The following is a 20208-nucleotide window of genomic DNA, read 5'->3' as shown; positions in this document are numbered from 1 at the left end:
CTCTCACTCGGATCGACGACGCAGCACTATGCCGCGTCCGCATGCCATGGCCGCCAGGCAGCCACGACGCCCTCTCGTTCATTCACCCCGTGGCCCGTGCAGCCTGCACGACTCGCGGTGTCGGGCGCTGCCTGCTCGCCCGGTCGACGGTCATGCCGTCATCGCTCGACGATGCCCAGCAGCAGCAACGTCAGCGAACCCAGTTGCGCCAGTACCGACGCCGATTGTGCACCGCGCAGGCCGTCGGTCAGCGCGCGCAGCAACCGGCCCGCGTGTGCGAGGCCGGCCCGCTCAAGCCGCGTGGCCTGCGCCAGCGCACGCTCGATCGCGCCGCCGCCCTGATGGCGCATGCCCTGTCGCAGCCACTCGGCCAGCAGCGCCAGCGTGTCCTCCGCGAGCGCGACCAGCGCGGGCACCGGCTCGCGCCCGCCGGCCAGCGGCAGCAGTTGCGGCGGCGCCGCTTCGGTCTGCAGCACGACGGCGCGCTGTGCGGTCAACACGGCCAGCGGCCGCATCACGGCCGTGCCCGCATGCAGGCGCACGGTGCCCGCCAGCGCACGCAACGCGCCCCATTCGCCGGACAGCGCGCGCGCCAGCGCATCGATCGCACCGGGCGCCACGGCGCGATGCGGCAGCGCGAGGTGCAGCGCATCGTCGCCGTCCGCGTCGGCCGTCCCGGCTTCCCCCTGTGCAAGCCGCGCGTGCAGCACCTGGGCGGCCGCATCCCAACGGACCGACCGCACGACCATGGGCTCGAACGCAACGACGTGCAGCGACCCGGCCGCGCCGGCTGCCGCGCCGTTCGCCGCCTGTCTTGGCCGCACGAAGTCGGGCAACGCGTCACGCAGGTGCGCGACGAGCGCCGCGATGCCCGGCTGGCGGATCGGCGCGACGAGATCGTCCCAGGATGTCGGTGACAGCGGCAGCACGCCTGTCTGCCGTACGCCGGCCGCCATGTCGACCGCACCGTTGGCGCGCCGCTTGGCGGCCTTCGTGACAACTTGCCCGGCGGCGATCTGCCGCAACGGAAAACCTGCCACACGGCGGCCTGCCAGATCCGGTGCACGGCCGCCGGCCGCGACGTCGGCGGCACGCGGCCAGTTTCGCGTCAGCACCATCACGGTCTGCGTGTCGGGATCGGCGAACAGCACGCTCGCCCCCTCTTCCGCTTCGTCGGCCCACAGCTCGACGCCGAGCGACACCAGCCGCAGATGATCGAGCTCGACCTCGCCCTTCACGCCGATGCCGAGCATCTGGCGGGCCGGCACGGCGGCCCCCTCGCGCTGCGTCGCGGCGGATATCGCCGCGCGCAGGCGCGCCCACAGTTCGGCCAGCACACGCACGAGCCGCAGCGGCTCGAAACGGCTGCTGCGTGCGTGCTGCGCATGCACGAGCTGCCACGCTTCGTCGAGCGCGTCGTCGACCCACTGCCAGCCGCGCTCGCGCAGGCGGCCACGCAGCGACTCCACGCGCGCGGCCAGCGCGATCGGCGGCTGGCTCGAACCGTCCAGCCACAGCGCGTGTATCAGCCTGTCGAGGTCGGCGATCAACGCGTGCGCCGCGTCGTCGCGCAACGGCGACCGGTCGTCGTCACTCTCGCCTGCGTCGCCGGCCGGCGGGCGCACCTCGACGATCGTCTCCGATCCGCCGTCGGCCGGTACACCGGCCTGGCGGAATGCCCAGACGGCCACCACGACGTGCGCGCAGCCGCTGCCCTGCCGGCAGTCACAACGCGCATGCGCGAGCGAGCGGCGCGAGAAGAACCGCACGGTGCACATCGGCAGGCGTGCAACCGGCGACGACTGCGCGCCGGCCCCCGGCTGCACGGCCACGACGGGCCGGGAGGCCGCCATGCGCGCGGCCTGTTCGAGCACGGACGGCGCGAAGCTCGCCGCCAGCGCGGCGTCGTCGAAATCGGCAGGGCTCCATGTGCGATCCGCGGACGACGTCACGTTCGCGTCGTTATCCGGCGGTGCATCGCACGAACCGTCGCGCGTCTCGCCGTTCGCCACATCGTCGGGATTGCAGAGCGTTTCACCGCGCGTATCGGCCTGCCCCGTCTTGCCGTCTTCGCCTGCACGCACATCGCCCGGATCAGCCGCATCAGCCGCTTCGTTCGCCTGCCTGCCCGCCTGGTAGGCAAGCACCAGCATCACGCGATGCCGGCACATGCCGCTCGCGGTGCAGTTGCACGTCGCGTCGCGCAAGGTCCGACCCGGCGGCAGGCTGGTACGCACGCCGTCGTCGAACGATGCGTGCACCGTACCGTCGCCGTCGACGGCCAGCGCCGGCACCGCGCCGGCTGCGACATCCTTCTGTGCGCGCTTGACGAACCCGGCGTTGGCGAGCGCCGTCAGCGCTTCGGGCGTCAGTTCGAGCAGGTCGTCACGGATCGGCGCGCTCATCCCTGCACCTTCTCGGCGAGCCACGCGGCCAGTTGCCCGGGCGTCATCGCGCCGACTTGCGCACCGGCGTTCACGAGCCGCGCGGCCATCTCGCGGTCGTAGGCGGGCTCGGCTGCCGAATCGAGCGCGGCCAGCCCGAGCACGCGCGCGCCGCTCTCGGCCAGCGCCTTCACGCGGCGCACGAGCTCGTAGCCGCTGCCGCCTTCATAGAAATCGCTGACCAGCACGATGATCGTGCGTGCGGGATTCGCGACGCGGGATTGCGCATACGCGACGGCCTTCGCGATGTCCGTGCCGCCGCCGAGCTGGACCTTCATCAACAGCTCGACCGGGTCGGATACGTCGGCGGTCAGGTCGACCACCGACGTATCGAACGCCACGAGCCGCGTGCGCATGCCCGGCAATTGCCACAGGCATGCCGCCATCACCGCGCTGTGAATCACCGAGTTGACCATCGACCCGCTCTGGTCGACGAGCAGCACGATGTCCCACGGCTCGACGTGGCGACGCGTGCGACTGTTGAAGACCGGCGTGTTGAGATACAGCTTGCGCCGCTCGGGATGCCAGTGACGCAGGTTCGCGGCGAGCGTGCGGGTGTAGTCGAAATTGCGCGCGATCTTCATCCGCGAGCGCCGGCGGCGGTCGCGCGTACCGCTGAAGGCCTGCCGCACCTCGGTCGCGAGCCGCTCCATGATGCGCCGGACCACCTCGGCAACCAGCCGCCGTGCGGCCGCCAGCACCTCGGGATTCATCAGGTGCTTCGTGTGCAGCACGGCGCGCAGCAACGATTCGGACGGCTCGATCCGCTCCAGCACGTCGAGGTTCGTGACGACTTCGTCGATGCCAAAGCGCTCGACCGCATCGCGTTCGAGCCGGTCGATCACCTCCTTCGGAAACAGCGTGTGGATCGTGTTGATCCAGTCCGGCGTGCTCAGCGCGGACGGCCCGAGGCCGGCACCGCGCTCGCCACGCTGCGCGCGATCGTCGTCGCGACCGTACAGCCATTCGAGTGCCGCATCGGCGGCCTGCGCGTCGGCGCCCGGCTTGCCGCACGCGGCTTCGGCCGGTTCGCCGAGCAACAGGCGCCAGCGTTCGAGCGGACCGGGAATGTTCAGCGGCATGGCAAGACTCGCGGAAACCGCGCCGCGCCGTGCCGAGACGGCGCGACATCGTCGTGGTGAAGGAAGAAGAAGCCGGGCGCGCGGCGGCCCGTCGATCGGCACGTCACGACGCCTCCGGGTCGGGCGTGAGCCCCCAGCGGCGCAGGCGGCCGAGCACCTGTGCCTCGATGCGCGCGGCGTGCGCGGCCTCCTCGGGCGATGCTTCGTCCGCGTGCCGCTCCGTCAGTACCCGACGCGACAGGTGCGTCGCGTCGTGCAGCGTGAGCACCTGGTCTGCGAGCCGCCCGCGCTCTTGCGGCGGTAGCCACGCGAACGCGCCGCGCAGCCCCGGCAGCGCGAACACGAAATCGGTGTCGTCGAGCGCGCGCACGGTCGCATCCATGCCCGCGACGAAGGCTGGCGCGCTCGCCAGCGTCTCGCGCGCCAGCGCAAGCAAGCCGCCGAGCGCATCGCCGAGCGCGGCGGCCGGCATCGCCTGCAGCAGCGCCATCGCATCGTCGATGCGGGCGACGGGTTGACCGTCGTCGACACCGGCCTGCTCGGCAAGGCCTAACAGCGCCCCGAGCGCCGCGCCGCGACTCGCGGGCGCCGCCGCCGTATCGGCCGCCTTGCGCCGCCAGACGGCCAGCGCGCGCAACGGTTCGATCGCGAGCGGCGTGTGAGCGACACCAACGACACCGTCGACACCGGCCAGCACGTCGGCCACGATCCGGCGCAGCGCGACGTACCCGTGCACGTGGGCATCGAGATCGGCCGGCGGCAGCGCGGCGGCCGGCTCCAGCAACCATAGCGCGCGATCGAAACCGGCCTCGACGACGATCCGCAACACCGGGGCATCGCTCATGCCGAGCAGATGGCCATGACGCAGCAGCGTATGCAGGTTGCCGAGCGCCGGTGCGAGCGCCTCGAAGCGCTGCTCGCGCGCGACCGCATCGCGCAGCGTGTCCAGCAACGCGGTGCTCAGCGCTGCCAACCCGGCCCACGCGGCACGGTTCAGGCCATCCGCGAGCGGCGCGATGCGGCCGCCCGCCTCACGCAATTCATCCTCGAGCCGTGCGCGCGCCGCGTCGGACAGCGTCGCGCCCCACGCGCCGGCTTCGATCAGCGCCGCCTGCTGCTCGAGCGGCTCGCCGAGCTGCCAGACCTCGTCGCGCTCGCCCGACATCGCCAGCTGTGCGCCCTGGCGGCGCACGATGCCCGGCACGCGCAGCAGCGCCAGCCGGTGCAGCACGCGGCTGCGCGCACGACCCTGGTCGGTCAGCAGGTCGAGCGTCAGCGTGCCGTGCAGCACGATACCGAGCGCGGCCAGTTCGTCGCGCACCGCGGCGACGAGCGGCGGTTGCGGCGTGCCCGGTGCGAGTTCGCCCGCGACGTCGCCCGCCAGCGCATCCATCGCCTCGACCAGCACCGGATCGGTGCCGGCCCGCAGCGGCCCGCGATAGGTCCACGGCAGCGGCGCGTCAAGCGCCTCCTTCACCAGCGCGCCGGCCAGTGCGTCGAGCCAGTCGCAACGCAGCGGCCGCGCATGGCCACGCAAGCGTGCCAGCCCTTCGGCCCGCACGTGCACGGCAATCAGGTCGGCCGTCGATACCGGCAGCTTGCGTGCACGCAGCCGCTGCATCACGTTCTCGAGCATGCGCCGCACGGCCTCTTCCGCGCCGTGAGCCCAGACCCACTGGTAATAGGCCGGCGAAGGCATCCCCGACGCGTAGCCTGCGAACGCGTCGAGGCGCTTGAACGTGTAAGGCACGAGATAGGAACCGTAGCGGACGCTGCGCGCGGCCTCGTCGGCGGGATTCGAAGCCGTCTCGCGCGCGCTGGAGTCGTCCGCGTGTTCGTCCGGCACGGTGCCGGCACGGCCGTCGATCGAGCCGGGTTCGGGCGTATCGGGCAACGCGGCCGGCAGCGTGTGCCAGAGTCGCGCCAGCGCCGGCGCGTGATAGCCGCCGCAGACGACCAGTACGTCGTCCGCCTGCCCGTCGGCTTCGGCGACGGCCCACGCGATCCAGCGCGCCATCATCCGTTCGCGTGCCTGGTTGCCGAGCGAGCCCGGATCGTCGGCGCGCAGATGCGAGAAGTAGGTCGACAGGCGCGCCGCGAGTTCGTCCAGTGCGCCCGGCGTATCGCCGACGTCCTCGAACAGGTGGTCCCACAGTGCATCGCGGCCTTGCACCGCAAGCGTGTCCGCCAGCGCGCGCTCATAGGCGTCGGCGCGCGCCTCGTGTTCGGCGTCCGCGACATCGGCATAGCGGTTCTCCAGCCGCGAGAACGCCGCGTGCCACGCGGGCAGGTCGATGAACCGAACCGTCGCGCCGACTTCGCGCCCCGCCTGCAATGCCTGCCATTCCGGCGAGTGCTCGGCAAACGGGGTCCACGAGCCGTAATGCGCGGCAGCGCCGGACAGATAGCTGTAGATCGCGATCGGCAGGCGGTGCGGACGATACAGTTCGTCGAGCCGGCCGTTGAAATCGGCCGGCCCTTCGATCAGCACGTAGCGCGGCCGCCGCGCACGGATGCGCTCGGCCACCAGCCGCGAGCAGGCCGGGCTGTGATGGCGGATGCCGATGATGTGTGGTTGGCTGGGCGTCACGGTCTGCATGCGGCGCGTGTCAGTCGATGTCGATGCATGCGGCGGTGGCGGCACCGGGGATGGCGCCCAACCTGCCCTCGTCGCCGTGTCCGCCATGCACGCCGTGTCGGCCGCGCACGCGGCGCACACGGTACGCATCGGGCGCACCCCACCCCGGCCGCGGCATGCCGCCGTGATCGGTCGTACTCATGTCGCGCGTCACGGCAGGCGGTGGCGTGCCGCGTAGTACGCGCGCCAGTGCGCCCCTTCGCGCCGAGCAGCCTTCTGTTCGAAGTAGCGGCGCAGCTTCGCGCGATCGTCGGCGTTGTCCTTGACGACGGTGCCGGCGATGCAGTCGACGAGATCCTGCGGCGACCCTTCGCGCTGCTCGAGAAACCATGCACGCACGCCGACCGCATGCGCGACGTTCACCGCTTCGGCCGTCGACATCACCGCCGTCAGCCGGTCCATCGCGCCGTCGCTGCCCGCCGCATCGCCGGCCCCGCCGCGCAAATCGCGAAACGTGGTGACCAGCAGTTCCAGCACCGGCTGCGGCACGGCTGCCGGAATGCCGCTGCCGGCCAGCAGGCGCGCGCTGGCTTCGCGCACGAGCGCGAGTTCGCTGTCGAAATCGAGAATCGGAAACACGGTTTCGAAATCGAAGCGCCGCTTGAGCGCCGCGCTCATCTCGTTCACGCCACGGTCGCGTGTGTTCGCGGTCGCGATGATGTTGAAGCCCTCGCGCGCGTACAGCATCCCGTGTTCGCCGTGCAGTTCGGGCACCGCCATCACGCGATCGGACAGCATGCCGAGCAGGCAGTCCTGCACTTCCAGCGGCGCACGCGTGATTTCCTCGAAGCGCACGATCCGGCCGTCGTGCATGCCCTGGTACAGCGGCGCGGGCACGAGCGCGCGCGGGCTCGGCCCTTCGTTGATCAGCAACGCATAGTTCCAGCCGTACTTGATCTGGTCTTCGGTGATCGACGCGCCGCCCTGGATCGTCAGCGTCGACGTGCCGCTGATCGCGGCCGCCAGCAGCTCGGACAGCATCGATTTCGCGGTGCCCGGCTCGCCGACCAGCATCAGCCCGCGGCCGGTGGCGAGCGTGACGAGCATGCGCTCGATGCTCGCGATCGGCGCGACCACCTTCGGCGCGATGCCGAGCGAGCGATCGCCGGCGATGAATGCGCGGGCGGCCGTCAGGCTCAGTTGCCAGCCCGGCGGGCGTGGTTGGCCGCCATCCTGCGCCTTCAGCTCCGCGAGCTGATCGGCATACAGGACTTCAGCGGGCGGACGCTGCAATGCATGCGGTTGAGACGGAGCCATGTCTGCTTCTTCTTGTCTTGTATTCGCGGTCGGGCTCGAATGCCCTCGGAGCGCGAATTATATCGCTGCGCGCGAGATCACGATCCGGCGATGACGGTTTTTGTCATCGCGCGGTTCGATCACCGGAGCGGGCGCTGGATTGCGACGGGTCGAGCCTGAGAGAAACCGCACCGGGCTTACGTTGCGCAACGCGCAACCGCACACTGCGCGTGCGACGCCGCTGTCGGGTCGGTTGGGTCGGAATCGCGGCTCGGTCGCGGGAGCTGGCGCCGGTTTGCGACGGGTCGAGCCTGATGGAAACCGCACCGGGCCGCACGCTGCGCGTGCGACGCCACTGTGGCGTCGGCCGGGCCGGAATCCGGATGGTGTCCGGCCAAGCCAGACGAGGAGCAGGTGAGTATGCCTGTGGAAAAAGCGGAATCGGGCAACCCGAAGTGCCCGATCCGACAAGGAGAATTCATGGAACACATGAGCACTCGGTCATCCCGAAGTGATTCAGGTCATGACAGACATGGTGCTCGAGTCGGGTCGCGCCGTCAGGCGACTAGAACCGACGACGCGACAGACTGGACACAGTGACTACCAACCCCGCGCTTTCGACCATCACCGCGGTCGCCCTGTTCACCCGGTTCGTCCTCGCCGACAGCATCCCGCGCGAATCTTCGCCGGCATCACGCCGGCGAAGATTCATCGGCACGGGCCGGCGGCATCCCGTGTCGCCAATCCGGACCAGACCGCGATATCAGACCGCGATACCTGCCAGCCGGCTGCGGATGATCTCCGTCGCCTCGCTCACGATGCGCTCGACGAGTTCCTTCACGGTCGGGATATCGCGGATCAGGCCGACGACCAGACCGCACGACCATGCTCCCGCGTCGAGCGCGCCCTCCTTCATGATGCGCGGATACACGCCGGCGACCTCTTCGACGATATCGTCGAACCGGATGCCGGCGCCGAGCCGGCTTTCCTTTTCGAGGATGCGATCGACCGCGGCATTGCGCAGCACACGTTCGGTATTGCGCAACGGGCGCATGACCAGGCGCGTATCCAGTTCGGTCGCCGCGATCAGCGCCTGCTTCACGTTCTCGTGCACCGGCGCCTCGCGGGTGGCAATGAATCGCGTCCCCATGTTGACGCCATCCGCGCCGAGCGAAAGTGCCGCAACCAGCGACCGGCCGTCAGCCATGCCGCCGGAGGCCACGAACGGAATCCTGAGCTCCTCGGCAGCACGTGGCAGCAGGATGAAGTTCGGAATGTCGTCCTCGCCCGGATGGCCACCGCATTCGAATCCGTCCACGCTGACCGCATCGCAGCCAATGGCCTCGGCCTTCAGCGCGTGACGAATCGACGTGCACTTGTGGATCACCTTGATGTGCGCCTCCTTGAGCGCCGCCAGGTAGGGCTGCGGGTTGTTGCCGGCCGTTTCGACGACCTTGACCCCGCCTTCGACGATGGCCCGGATATAGCCGGGATAGTCGGGGGACGTGACTGTCGGCAGGAAAGTGAGGTTCACGCCGAACGGCTTGTCGGTCATCTCGCGGCAACGCCGGATTTCGGCAGCCAGATCGGCCGGCGATCGCTGGGTCAGGCCGGTGATGATACCGAGGCCACCGGCGTTGGAGACTGCGGCCGCCAGCTCCGCGTACCCGACGTGGTGCATGCCGCCCTGGATGATCGGATATTCGATGCCGAAGAGTTCGGTGATCCTGGTTTTCATGATGTTTGCGGTTCAGGTTGAGACGAAAGCGCCTTCGCGTGCAGGGAACGCCTTGCGGCCACGACGCGCGTCACGGCGCGCCGAATTGCCGCTGCGAAGCCGATGGAAATCCATGCTGCCAGGCAACGGGGGCGACTAGCGCTACCCAAGGGCGACCGCATTTGCGTTCGCACGGCCCGGACAGCACACGACGTCGCCTCCCCTGCGCTGCCGGCCGCGTGGGCGATTCTGTCGCCACCCGGCGGCTGGCGCGAGGTAGGCCAAGTGGACATGGACAGTTTCCCCCGGGTTCGAATTGCCGTACATTGGCGAAACTGACACATCGAATGCGATATCCGACACACCATGCCCCGCGCCGCCATCCTTGCGTATGACGATTGCTACGCTTCCAGCCTGGGAGGGTTCGCCGACATCCTTCAGATCGCGAACTCGCACTTGCGGCGACAAAGAGGCGATGCAATTGCGCAGTTCGAATGGCGGTTCGTTTCTCCGAAGGGGGAACCCGTCATGGCGAGCAACGGGTTGCAACTGAACACGGAGCCGATCCGGCCGCGCGAGAAGTTCGACCTGGTTTTCATTCCCAGCGCGCACTACGCAAGCGGCAAGGCCTTCGACCGGTTGCTGGCACGACAGTCCGCCGCATGCGACTGGCTGGTTTCGCAATGGAACGCGGGGGCCTACCTTGCGGCAAACTGCACCGGCACTTTCATACTGGCCAAAACCGGCCTCCTGGACGAACGGCCCGCGACGACCACGTGGTGGCTGGCCGATCAGTTCCGCAGCCGGTTTCCCCGCGTCGACCTTCAGCTGGAACCCGTCGTCACCGAAGCCGACCGCCTGATCTGTGCCGGGGCGTCGGCGTCCTACCTGCTGCAGACAATCCATGTCATCGAGCGCTTCGCCGGGGCAGTCATCGCCGCGCAGTGCGCCAAGACGATGCTGATCGACGTCAGCCAGACGAAGCAATTGCCGTATCTCCCGTTGCTGGCGGACAAGGAACACGCCGACTCGCTGGTTCACCGCGCGCAGCATTGGCTGCAGAAGAACATGACGAAGGACGTGAAGATGTCGGAGATGGCGCAAGAGCTTGGCGTGAGCGAGCGCACGATCATCCGCCGATTCCACGCAGCGCTGGATCAGCCGCCCTTGCGGTATTTGCAGAGCCTGCGCATCGAAGCCGCGCGCGGTTTGCTGGAGGCAGGCGATCTCAGCCTCGAGCGGATTACGGCCCAGGTGGGATACAGCGATACGAGCTCGTTCTGCCGACTGTTCAAGGACAAGGTCGGACTCAGCCCCGGCGCATACCGTGATCGTTTTCGACCGACAGGGGATTCGCAAACCACCTGACCTGACAACCCCGGCCGGCACAACGCTCAGCGACAGGTATCCGGAAGCGGTCGCATATGAGCTGAAACGTCGACCCGGTCGGCCGAATCCAGCCAGTCGCACCGGATCGGGGTTCGGCACAACGCAGCCATCACGCAGCGCCGTCACACGCAGCCGGATACCGCCGTCAGGCACGGCGGATAATTGTCTTCAAGACCGGGCCTGCGATGCCCGACAGGATCGAGCGACACCCCCACCACCCACCGGAGGGCACCATGGCGATTCGCGAAGTCTTTCCCTATTTGCGCGCCCTGCGCGCGGACGACGCCATTGCGTTCTATGCGAAGGCGTTCGGCGCGCGGGAGAAATTCCGTCTCGTCGAACCGTCGGGGCGCATCGGCCACGCGGAACTGCAGCTCGGCCCGTGCACGCTGATGATCTCCGACGCGTTCCCCGAATACGATCTCCCTGCCCCCGATCCCGATGGCAAGGCGCCGATGCTGCTTCACCTGCACGTCGACGACGCGGACGCGACCATCGCCGCAGCGGTCGCGGCCGGCGCGCAGCTGACCCGCCCGATCCAGGACGAGTTCCACGGCGAGCGCGCCGGCAAGATTCGCGACCCGTTCGGTTACGATTGGCTGATCGGGCATACGATCGAAGCGGTCGACCCCGACGAAATGCAGCGGCGTTATACGGCGCTGCTGTCCGGCGATCAGCAGAAAACCTGACCGGCGCGCCGCGCGCACCGATCGATCATCCCGACATTCGCGATGCACTATCACCCCGACGACATCCACCGGCTCTACCGGAGCGTACCGACGCTGCTGCTGAACCGCCCGGCTCCGGCCGGACAGTTCCTGGCCGCTGCTGTCGAGACCGGCGCCGAACTCGGGCATGTGTTGCGCGACTATCCGCAGCTCCGCTACCAACCGCTCGATTTCCACTACCTGTGCCAGCAAAGCCTGTCCGTGCTCGACGACGCGCTGCTGGCCGACCTCACGCGCGACATGAACCATGGATGGCGCGGCGCGCACTGGGCCGCGCTGTTGATCGCGTTATCGGGCGACGCGCGCCATCTGCCGCACCTCGACGAAGTCAGGCGCCACCGCGGCGTCGAGTGGACGGCCGAGCTTGCCGACGCCGCGTCCGGCCCCGATGCGCGGTCGTCGGCATTTCATGGCTGCCAGTCGGTCGTGCGCCTGCGCGATCAGCTTGCTGCGTTGCCGCGCGTCGCGGTCCGCTTGCGGCCCAGCCTCTCACCGGAAGCACTCGAAGCCAAGGTGACCGCCGTCCGTGCCGCGTATCGCAGCGGTGGCGTCGAAACCGCGCTGCCGGTTGCCCGCCGCTAACCTGCCCGCCGTCCATCGCTCGACGAACGAGCACGCGACGGCCAACTGACTCACCCGACCTCCCCCTCGAGCCCTCGAACGCATCGCAACCCCGGCGACGCACTTTCCGCCGCACCGCACGCTTCCCGTCTTCGTCCCACTGCGATTCCACGCGATTTCGCAGAGGACCTTTCCTGTGCAACGCCTTAATCGACCGCCGCACGATCTCCAATAATGGCCGCTCGATCCACCGGCCGCCGCGCCGGGAAAACGATAAAAACTCCTTTGCATTCCTACAAGATGAAAAAACACGCCAGCACTCGACTCGCGGGGACCGCCATTGCCACCTATCTGACCGCCTTCGCGTCGGGCGGCGCACACGCACAGAGCAGCGTGACGCTGTACGGCCTGATCGACACGTCGATCACCTACGCGACCAACCAGCGCACGCATGGCGCCGGCTCGCCGGGCAGCGGCAGCGTCGCGATGACGAGCGGTGCACTGAACGCGTCGCGCTGGGGGCTGCGCGGCCGCGAGGATCTCGGCGGCGGGATGGCCGCGGTCTTCGGGCTCGAGAACGGTTTCTCGGGCACCACGGGCGCGCTGTCGCAGAAAGGCGTCGACATGTTCGGCCGCCAGGCATGGGTGGGCGTGAGCTCGAAGACGGCCGGCACGCTCACGTTCGGCCGCCAGTACGACCTGATCCTCGATTTCGTGACGCCGCTCGGCGCGTCCGGCCCCGGCTGGGGCGGCAACCTCGCGGTTCATCCGTACGACAACGACGATTCGAACCGCAACCTGCGCATCAACAACGCGGTGAAGTACACGAGCCCGGCCTACCGCGGGCTGACGTTCGGCGCGATGTACGGGTTCTCGAACACGGCCGGCCAGTTCTCCAACAACGCGGCGTGGAGCGCGGGCGTGTCGTATGTGAACGGGCCGTTGAAGCTCGGCGCCGGCTACCTGAAGATCAGCCGCGACCGCAATGCGCCGAACCCGAATGGCGCGCTCAGCACGGTCGACGGCTCGGCGACGATCACGGGCGGCAACCAGCAGATCTGGGCCGCGGCCGGCCGTTATGCCTTCGGGCCGCATTCGGTCGGCGCCGCGTGGTCGCACTCGACCACCGACGGCGTGACCGGCGTGCTCCAGGGCGGCAGCATCGCGCCGTTGAAGGGTGAATCGCTGGTGTTCGACAACTTCTCGGTCGACGGGCGCTTCGCCGTCACGCGTGCGTTGAGCCTGTCCGCCGCGTACACGTACACGATGGGTCGCTTCGACACGCGCACCGGCCAGACGCGCCCGAAATGGAACCAGGTCGTCGCGCAAGCCGACTATGCGCTGTCGAAGCGCACGGATGCCTATATCGAGGGCGTCTACCAGAGCGTCAGCGGCGGCAACGGCAATCCCGCGTTCAACGCGACCGTCTGGACGCTGACGCCGTCGGCGAACAGCAACCAGGTCGTCGTCGCGCTGGGGCTGCGGCACAAGTTCTGACGACGCGGCGCAGCGCTGCCGCGCCGACCGCGCGCCGCATGCGTTTCCCGCGCCGCTCGATCGTCATGCCCTGAACCGGAAAAGCCGCGCCCGTGCGCGGCCTTTTCGCTGTGGCATCGCCCCGCGCGACGGCAAGAATGTCGCCCGGTCAGTCGCGCCGGCGCAAAAAAATGCGGAGAAACTGGTCACGCTGTGACATTTTTCCTAATCTGTTTGCAGCGACGCCGTAATTTGGCGTTCCGGCGCGACACTCTTTCATATGGCGCACCACCGGCTTACGAACACGATTCACGTCGTGGGTGCCGGACCTTTCGCGCTGTGGCGGCCGGATACGGGCGTGCCGATCGCACGCCCCACGCGTTCAATGCAGTCAACCGCAGGAGACGAACGATGAGCAAAACGAACCGATTTGCGGTCCTGGCAACCGTCGTATTGCTGGCCGGTTGCCACCACGCGGCCAAGACACCCGAGAATGCCGGCATGGCACCGGCGCCCTCGAGCGAAGCCGTCGCAACGGTGACGGCCGACGAACTCAATAATCCGAACAGCCCGCTCGCGAAGCGCAGCATCTATTTCGATTTCGACCAGTACTCCGTCAAGCCCGAATACCAGTCGCTGCTGCAGGCGCACGCCGACTACCTGCGCAGCCATCCGGCGCGGCACGTGCTGATCCAGGGCAACACCGACGAACGCGGCACGTCCGAATACAACCTCGCGCTCGGCGAACGCCGTTCGCAGGCCGTGGCGAGCGCGCTCGAAACGCTCGGTGTGCAAGCCACGCAACTCGAGGCGGTCAGCCTCGGCAAGGAAAAGCCCGTCGCGCTCGGCCACGACGAGGATTCGTGGGCGCAGAACCGTCGCGCCGATCTCGTCTATCGTTGATCGCGGGCCGCCGCGACAGCGGCGGCTTCCGGTTCAGGAACGGCATGGCAGCCAGCAGGCCGCGGAAGCGGCCGTGCGGCGCCTGCATGCCACCGACGATGGCGCACTGCCTCTCGTTCAACGCCGACGTACAAGCCGGCGATGCAGCCAGTACGACATCACGGCCGACGCCACCATCGCACTGAGCGTGGCGACCACTTTGACGGCGCCGAACTTGTCGGACTTCGTCAGGCAATTCACGATTTCGACGAAACCGAGCATCGCGCCGGCACCGGCGACCATCCCCAGCAGCACGAACCAGCGCCGCTGGATTCGCGTGCCGATCGCGCCCATGATGCCGCCTGCCACGGCCGCCGGCAGGAAAAAGCCGAGCAGGAACGACCCGAAGAAGATCAGCGGCACCATGCCGGCACTGACATTCAGTCGCTCCCACGACGGGCCGTCGATCAACGACCACGGGATCAGCATCACAGCCGGCCAGACGAGCGATGTGATCAGCGGGCCGCCGACGGCAAACGACACGCAGCCGAGCGCGACGGAATGGGACGGACGCGACGTCGAACGTTCAACGGTGGCACTCATGTTTTTGTAGTCGGAATCGGAATGGCGGCCTGCCGGAGTGTACCAAGGCGCCGCGCGACGGCTCCGATCCGCCCCCTTCGCGCTCGATCATCCACAAAAATCATGGAATAAACGATCCGCCCGAAACGTTTCGTGTTTCGTCAGTGCGCAGACGAGCGGTTCACGCGAACCGGCCTTTCCCGCGGCCTGCGCGTGGCAAGGAGGCGGACATGAAATCGGTAACGTTGGCCGCGGCGCTGATCGCCGCGCTGGTGCTCGTGCTGTCGGCGGGATGTATGTCGTCGGGTAGTGGCCCTGCGCAGGGACCGGGCATGAGCCGGTATGGCGGTGGCGGCTCGGGAAGCAGTGGAGGCGGTGGCGGAGGCGGCAGCGGCTACTGAAGAGCCGCCGCAAAAAGTCGGGCGACGCATCGCGCGCGAACGCCGGAAACCGGCTGAATCGCACGCGACGCCCCGCCCGGCGGCACGACTTAACGCATGGCCTTCACGTCGGCCGGCGTGACGCTCGCGGGCTGGCCACCCCACGTCGCCCGCAGGTAGTTCGCGAGCTGCGCGAGTTCGTCGTCGCTCAGCGTGTGCGCGAAACCGGGCATCGGCTGCAGGTTCTCGAACCCGGCGAACTTCTGCTCGCCGATGCCGTCGAGCATCGCGACCAGCAGGTTGCGCGGGTCGCCCTGGCGCACCGTCGAATTGCCGTTCATCGGCACCGCCACGTGCGGCTTGCCTTCGCCGTTGAAGCCGTGACAGCCCGCGCACACCGCGAGATACACCGAGCGGCCGGCCGCGAGCTGCGCGGCGTCGGCCGATACCGGCTTCACCGGTTGCGGCGCGGGCGGCGTATCGCCCAGCAAGTACACGGACAGCGCGCGCAGGTCGTCCTTCGTCATGTACTGGGTGCTCAGGTGCACGACCGGGTACATCTCGCCGAACGCCGAGCCTTGCGGCGCGATGCCGACGCCGAAGAACGTCTGCAGGTCGGCGCCCGTCCAGCCGCGCGCGGCAAGGCCGGCCGGCGTGATGTCGGGCGCGGCCACGCGGCCGAGCGCCGCGCCCGCGAACGGCTTCGCGCTGTCGAGCTGCCCCGTGAACGCACGCGGCGTATGGCATTCCGCGCAGTGGCCGAGCGCACCCGCCAGATAGCGGCCGCGCTGCCAGTCGGCGGACTGGCCGGCCGATGCATCGGGCAGGCTGTCCTTCAGGAACACCATGTCCCAGAAGACCATCCCGAAACGCAGGTTGTACGGGAACTTCAGCTCGTGCTCGCGGTTCTCCTGCGCGACCGGCTTGACGGTCTTCAGGTACGCGTACATCGCGTCGGAATCGGCGCGCGTGAGCTGCCGGTACGACGTGTACGGCATCGACGGATACAGGCGCTTGCCCGGCGCCTTGCCGTCATGCAGCGCGGCGTAGAAGTCGTCCGCGCTCCAGCTGCCGATCCCGTGATCCTTGTCGGGCGTGATGTTCGAGCCGTAGAACGTGCCGAACGGCGATTCGAGGGGCGCGCCGCCGGCGAACGGCGCGCCGTCCTTCGCGGTGTGGCACGCCGCGCAGTCTGCGGCCTTGACGAGATAGCGGCCGCGCGCGACCGGGTCGGCACCGGGCGCGCCGGACGCCGCGTTCGAGGCCGGCGCGTCATGGCCGCCGCACGCGGCGAGCAGCAGTGCGCAGGCGGCCGCGAGTGCGGGGAAGCCCGCAACCCGCGCGACACGATGAACGAATGTGCGTTTCATGCGGCGTCCTTCACGAGTCCCGGCGTCGTCAGCACCACGTCCTTGACGGCTTCGTAGTAGCGGACATAGCCCGTGCAGCGGCAGAGGTGCGCATCGAGCGCCTCGGTGATCGTGCGCTCGACGTCGGCCTTCGCAACCGGTTCGCGCTTCAGGCGTTCGATCAGCACGGTCGCCGCGTTGACGAAGCCCGGCGTGCAATAGCCGCACTGGAAGCTGAAGTGCTCGAGGAACTTCTGCTGGATCGGCGACAGCTCGACCACTTCGCCCGCTTCGTTGCGCTTTGCGTGGCCTTCGATCGTGCGGATCGAGCGACCGTGGAAGAAATGCGCGCCGGTGATGCAGGTGCGCATTTCCTCGCTGCTGCCGTCCGGCTTGTCGACGATCACGACGCATGCGTGGCAGATGCCCTGCCCGCAGCCGAGCCGCGAACCGGTGAGGCCCGCGTATTCGTGCAGGAACTCGATCATCATCAGCCCTTCCGGCACCTGCATCGGGCCGACGGACTTGCCGTTGATGTTGATCGACAACGGTTTCGGCTGGAAGCGGACGAGCGGACGCTCGACGGCGGCCGGTGCCGCTGCCGATGCCGGCACAGCCGGGGCCGGTACGGCCGAAGCCGCGTCCGGTGCGGAAGCGCCGGTCGCAGCGGCGCTGGCGCTCGCGGCCGAAGCCGCGGTTTGGGCGGTCGTCATGCGAGCACCTCCTGAATCTTTTGCGGGGTCACCGGCAGGTCGGTGAAACGATGGCCGATCGCGTGCGCGATGCCGTTCACGATCGCACCGACGACGGGGATCATCACCACTTCGGCGACGCCCTTCGGCGGATCGGTCTCGGACAGCGGCGGCAGCACGTCGCCCGTCTGCGTCCAGACGGCAACGTCGGACGCGCGCGGCAGCTGGTAACGGTTGAAGTTCCACGTACCGTTGCCGGGGCCGTCTTCATACAGCGGCAGGTATTCGTGCAACGCATGGCCGATACCCATCGCGAGACCGCCCTGCAACTGGCCCGACACAAGCTGCGGCGAAATCTGGTTGCCGCATTCCATGATCGAGTGATGCGTGAGCAGCTCGACCTTGCCGGTCGCTTCGTGCACGGCCAGCTCGACGAGCGTGCCGACCGCCGTGTAGTACGTGACGGCCGCGTTGTTGCGGCTCGTCGGCGGAATGAACACGCGCTTGCGGTCCAGCACGCGGTAGCCGTTCGCGGTCGGCGCCAGCGTGCCGCGCATCGCGGTCGCGCCGGCCGGTGCAGCCGTGCCCGGCACCGGGCCGTTGTCGGCACCCGTCTTCGGCGCGCCGACACGCAGCGACAGCCCGTCGATCGGCAAGCGTTCAACCGTGCCACCCACTTCGAACTCGGCGTCGGTCCATTGCCAGCGGTTGAACACGTGCACGACGGCGCCGGTCGGCAGGCCGAGTGCATACGCCTGCTTCGCAAGCTGTTCGAACGACAGCGGCTCGAGGCCGTCGGCGGTCAGCTTGCCGTCGACCCAGCGCGCGTCCTCGATGCGGATCGTGTACGGCGCGGCCTGGCCGCCGCCGAGGCCGCGCGTCCAGATCGACATCGCCGCCGGCCACAGGCCGTAGCGGAACACGGCGCGCGCGGCTTCGCGCGTGCTGTGCGTGAAGTAGTAAGCGGAGTTCGTCGCGCTCGACGGCGACGCATAGCTCGGCGACCAGCGCGGGTTCGCGCTCAGGCGATCCTGGTCGGCCTGCGACATCAGGTACGGATCGCCGCTCACCTCGACCGGCAGGTCCGGCCACTCGGTCACGGCAACCTGCACGTCCGTCGCCGGACGGCCGAGCCACTTCGCGACGGCAACCGCCTGCGACGTCGACATCCCGGTGCCGATCTCGGCCGCCGTGTGCCGCAGCGACACCTTGCCGTTCTCGTCGAATTCGACCTTCGCGAACGACGCTTCCGCGCCCGTGCCGAAATCCTTCTGCACGCACGCGAAGCCGACGCCGTAGCGCTTGCCCGGGTTCGCGGCCTCGTATTCGGCCTTGCGCGCGGCACGGCGCGTCCACAGCGGATGCTGCTTCGAGCGCTCGAGCACCTCGTCGACGCGCAGCGCGCCGGCGGGAATCGCCCCTTGCGTGTTCTTCATCCCCGAACGCAGCGCGTTGCGCAGGCGGAAATCGATCGGGTCGATGTTCAGCTGCGCGGCGATCTCGTCGACCGCCATCTCGGTCGCCGCCATGCTCTGCAGCGTGCCGTAGCCGCGCGCGGAGCCCGCATCGATCGCGCGCGACGCGATCGCGACCGAGGCCAGGTCGCTCTTCGGGAAGTAGTAGATCGATTGCGCGGCCGTCGCGCCGACCATCGCGACCGACGGCGAGAAGTTCATGCGCCCGCCGCCGTTCGCCTCGAAGTCGCCCTTGAACGACTGCAGCAGGCCCGTGTTGCGGTCCACCGCGATCCGGTAATGCATCTTGAACGCGTGACGCTTCAGCGACGTCTGGAACTGCTCGTAGCGGTCGTTCGCGAAACGCACCGGGCGGCCGTCCGCGTACAGCGCGCAGACGAGGCCGTAGAACGGTACGTTGAAGTGATCCTTGGAGCCGTAGCCGACCGTGTAGCACGGATGCACGAACAGCTTCTTCACCGGGAAGCGGCACTTCGCGACCATCGCGGCCGCGTTCTCCGCCACTTCGAGCGGCGACTGGGTCGGCACGACGAGGTGCAGCGACTGCGTCGCGGCGTCGTACCAGCAGTTCGCGTTGTCCGGCTCGAGCGCGGAGGTGTCGACCGATTGCGTGTTGTACTCGCGGTCGAACACGAGCCAGTCCGCCGACGGATGGTCGAGCTCGCTCGCGATCTGCCCGGCCAGGAACATGCCCTGCTCGTCGAGCTTGCCGTGCTCCTTGCCGTCCGGCCATACCGGCAGGTGCTTGCGCATCATGCTCGGGAAGATCGGCGCGTCCTTCAGGCTCGAATAGACGTCGTCGTCGTAGGCCGTCTTGCCGCCCACGCGCACGTAGCGGAAGGTGCCCCACGGATCGCGCTCGAGCGGGCCCGTGACCGCGCCGTAGCGGATCACGTCGTCGCGGAACTTGAGCGCGTTCTTCGCGAAACGGAAGCGCGCGAAGTCGTGATAGATCAGGATCGCGACCGCATGGCCGAGATACGCGGGCGTCTTGCCGGCCGGCAACAGCATGTCGTCGCCGTAGAACGTCGGGAACGCGACGCCGTCGCGCGCGAGATCGTCGGCCGTGACCACACGGTCCGGCTTCAGGTCATCGCCGAGCAGCGACAGGTCGAAGCCTTCGTACGTGCGATCGGCCTGCGTGACGCGCAGGATCAGCGCATGCGATTGCTGCTGCGGCCAGTGCGGCATGTCGGCTGCGCGCACGTCACGGGCGAACACTTTCGAGCCCGTGACCTTCGCGATGCCGTCGATGCGGAATTGGGGGATGCCGGTGACGCTATCCCATTTGACGGGGGTGAGGAGTTTTTCTTCGAAGAGCGCCGCGAATGCGCGGCTGCCCAGGGGCGCGACATACACTGCGACGCCCGCCAGCACGCTGGCTTTCAGAAAACCCCGCCGTGACAGGCCATGGTTTTTCATTGGGGGGAACCTCCTGATGCGGCTCGGACGGCGATCGGGTGTCGCGACGTTCGGAGCGGCGCGCATTCTGGCATTGTTTTTGATATATCGCCTATAGTATTTCTCGCATGAAATACTTATTGAATTTCTTATAACGGCATTCAGCCGGGCTGCGA

Annotated in this window: 16 protein-coding genes; 6 read left to right on the top strand and 10 right to left on the bottom strand. The window is 68.4% G+C overall.

Going from position 1 to position 20208, the window contains the following annotated elements; all coding sequences use genetic code 11:
- Window positions 1-158 precede the first annotated feature (158 nt).
- The 6 genes from HAV18_RS02900 to HAV18_RS02875 all read right to left on the bottom strand — a co-directional run bounded on the left by HAV18_RS02900 (window position 159) and on the right by HAV18_RS02875 (window position 9138).
- On the bottom strand, window positions 159-2405 hold the full coding sequence (locus tag HAV18_RS02900; protein ID WP_166952506.1) for an SWIM zinc finger family protein: 2247 nt from the start codon (window positions 2403-2405) through the stop codon (window positions 159-161).
- Window positions 2402-3526, bottom strand: a complete 1125-nt coding sequence (locus HAV18_RS02895; protein ID WP_166952503.1) for a VWA domain-containing protein — start codon at window positions 3524-3526, stop codon at window positions 2402-2404. Before HAV18_RS02895 ends, HAV18_RS02900 begins: the two co-directional genes overlap by 4 nt.
- A gap of 103 nt (window positions 3527-3629) precedes the next feature.
- Complete coding sequence (locus HAV18_RS02890; RefSeq protein ID WP_166952501.1) at window positions 3630-6125, bottom strand: DUF5682 family protein; 2496 nt, start codon at window positions 6123-6125, stop codon at window positions 3630-3632.
- Between the two features lie 10 nt (window positions 6126-6135).
- Complete coding sequence (locus HAV18_RS02885) at window positions 6136-6306, bottom strand: hypothetical protein (protein ID WP_166952498.1); 171 nt, start codon at window positions 6304-6306, stop codon at window positions 6136-6138.
- Window positions 6307-6314: 8 nt separating this feature from the next.
- Window positions 6315-7421, bottom strand: a complete 1107-nt coding sequence (locus tag HAV18_RS02880; RefSeq protein WP_166952495.1) for an AAA family ATPase — start codon at window positions 7419-7421, stop codon at window positions 6315-6317.
- A gap of 742 nt (window positions 7422-8163) precedes the next feature.
- On the bottom strand, window positions 8164-9138 hold the full coding sequence (locus HAV18_RS02875; RefSeq protein ID WP_166952492.1) for a nitronate monooxygenase family protein: 975 nt from the start codon (window positions 9136-9138) through the stop codon (window positions 8164-8166).
- A gap of 345 nt (window positions 9139-9483) precedes the next feature.
- On the opposite strand from HAV18_RS02875, the gene HAV18_RS02870 reads away from it, so the two are divergent.
- From HAV18_RS02870 to pal, 5 genes are all read left to right on the top strand, one after another.
- A complete protein-coding gene (locus HAV18_RS02870; RefSeq protein WP_166952490.1) occupies window positions 9484-10485 on the top strand; it encodes a GlxA family transcriptional regulator in 1002 nt (333 codons plus the stop codon).
- A 254-nt stretch (window positions 10486-10739) separates the two neighbouring features.
- A complete protein-coding gene (locus tag HAV18_RS02865) occupies window positions 10740-11195 on the top strand; it encodes a VOC family protein (RefSeq protein WP_166952487.1) in 456 nt (151 codons plus the stop codon).
- Window positions 11196-11237: 42 nt separating this feature from the next.
- The gene (locus tag HAV18_RS02860) at window positions 11238-11816 is read left to right on the top strand and encodes a hypothetical protein (RefSeq protein ID WP_166952485.1); all 579 of its coding nucleotides are present in this window, start codon (window positions 11238-11240) and stop codon (window positions 11814-11816) included.
- Window positions 11817-12095: 279 nt separating this feature from the next.
- Window positions 12096-13292, top strand: coding sequence for a porin (locus HAV18_RS02855; RefSeq protein ID WP_166952482.1), 1197 nt, complete (start codon window positions 12096-12098; stop codon window positions 13290-13292).
- Window positions 13293-13682: 390 nt separating this feature from the next.
- Window positions 13683-14174: a peptidoglycan-associated lipoprotein Pal gene (pal, locus tag HAV18_RS02850; protein ID WP_166952480.1), complete on the top strand. Its 492-nt coding sequence runs from the start codon at window positions 13683-13685 to the stop codon at window positions 14172-14174.
- Between the two features lie 117 nt (window positions 14175-14291).
- Here pal and HAV18_RS02845 read toward each other — a convergent pair whose 3' ends face one another.
- Window positions 14292-14756, bottom strand: coding sequence for a hypothetical protein (locus HAV18_RS02845; protein ID WP_166952477.1), 465 nt, complete (start codon window positions 14754-14756; stop codon window positions 14292-14294).
- A 209-nt stretch (window positions 14757-14965) separates the two neighbouring features.
- On the opposite strand from HAV18_RS02845, the gene HAV18_RS02840 reads away from it, so the two are divergent.
- Complete coding sequence (locus HAV18_RS02840) at window positions 14966-15136, top strand: hypothetical protein (protein ID WP_166952475.1); 171 nt, start codon at window positions 14966-14968, stop codon at window positions 15134-15136.
- A gap of 89 nt (window positions 15137-15225) precedes the next feature.
- On the opposite strand, the gene HAV18_RS02835 is transcribed toward HAV18_RS02840, so the two are convergent.
- The 3 genes from HAV18_RS02835 to HAV18_RS02825 are packed head-to-tail and all read right to left on the bottom strand — an operon-like array spanning window position 15226 to window position 20053.
- Window positions 15226-16485, bottom strand: coding sequence for a cytochrome c (locus tag HAV18_RS02835; RefSeq protein ID WP_166952472.1), 1260 nt, complete (start codon window positions 16483-16485; stop codon window positions 15226-15228).
- The gene (locus HAV18_RS02830; RefSeq protein WP_166952469.1) at window positions 16482-17177 is read right to left on the bottom strand and encodes a (2Fe-2S)-binding protein; all 696 of its coding nucleotides are present in this window, start codon (window positions 17175-17177) and stop codon (window positions 16482-16484) included. Before HAV18_RS02830 ends, HAV18_RS02835 begins: the two co-directional genes overlap by 4 nt.
- Window positions 17174-20053, bottom strand: a complete 2880-nt coding sequence (locus tag HAV18_RS02825) for a xanthine dehydrogenase family protein molybdopterin-binding subunit (protein WP_166952467.1) — start codon at window positions 20051-20053, stop codon at window positions 17174-17176. The genes HAV18_RS02830 and HAV18_RS02825 overlap by 4 nt, the downstream gene beginning before the upstream one ends.
- Window positions 20054-20208 lie beyond the last annotated feature (155 nt).

The sequence above is a fragment of the Burkholderia sp. D-99 genome, from assembly GCF_011605345.1.
Lineage (GTDB): Bacteria > Pseudomonadota > Gammaproteobacteria > Burkholderiales > Burkholderiaceae > Burkholderia.
Note: the sequence above shows the minus strand (reverse complement) of the source record. Positions and strands in the feature narration are given on the sequence as shown.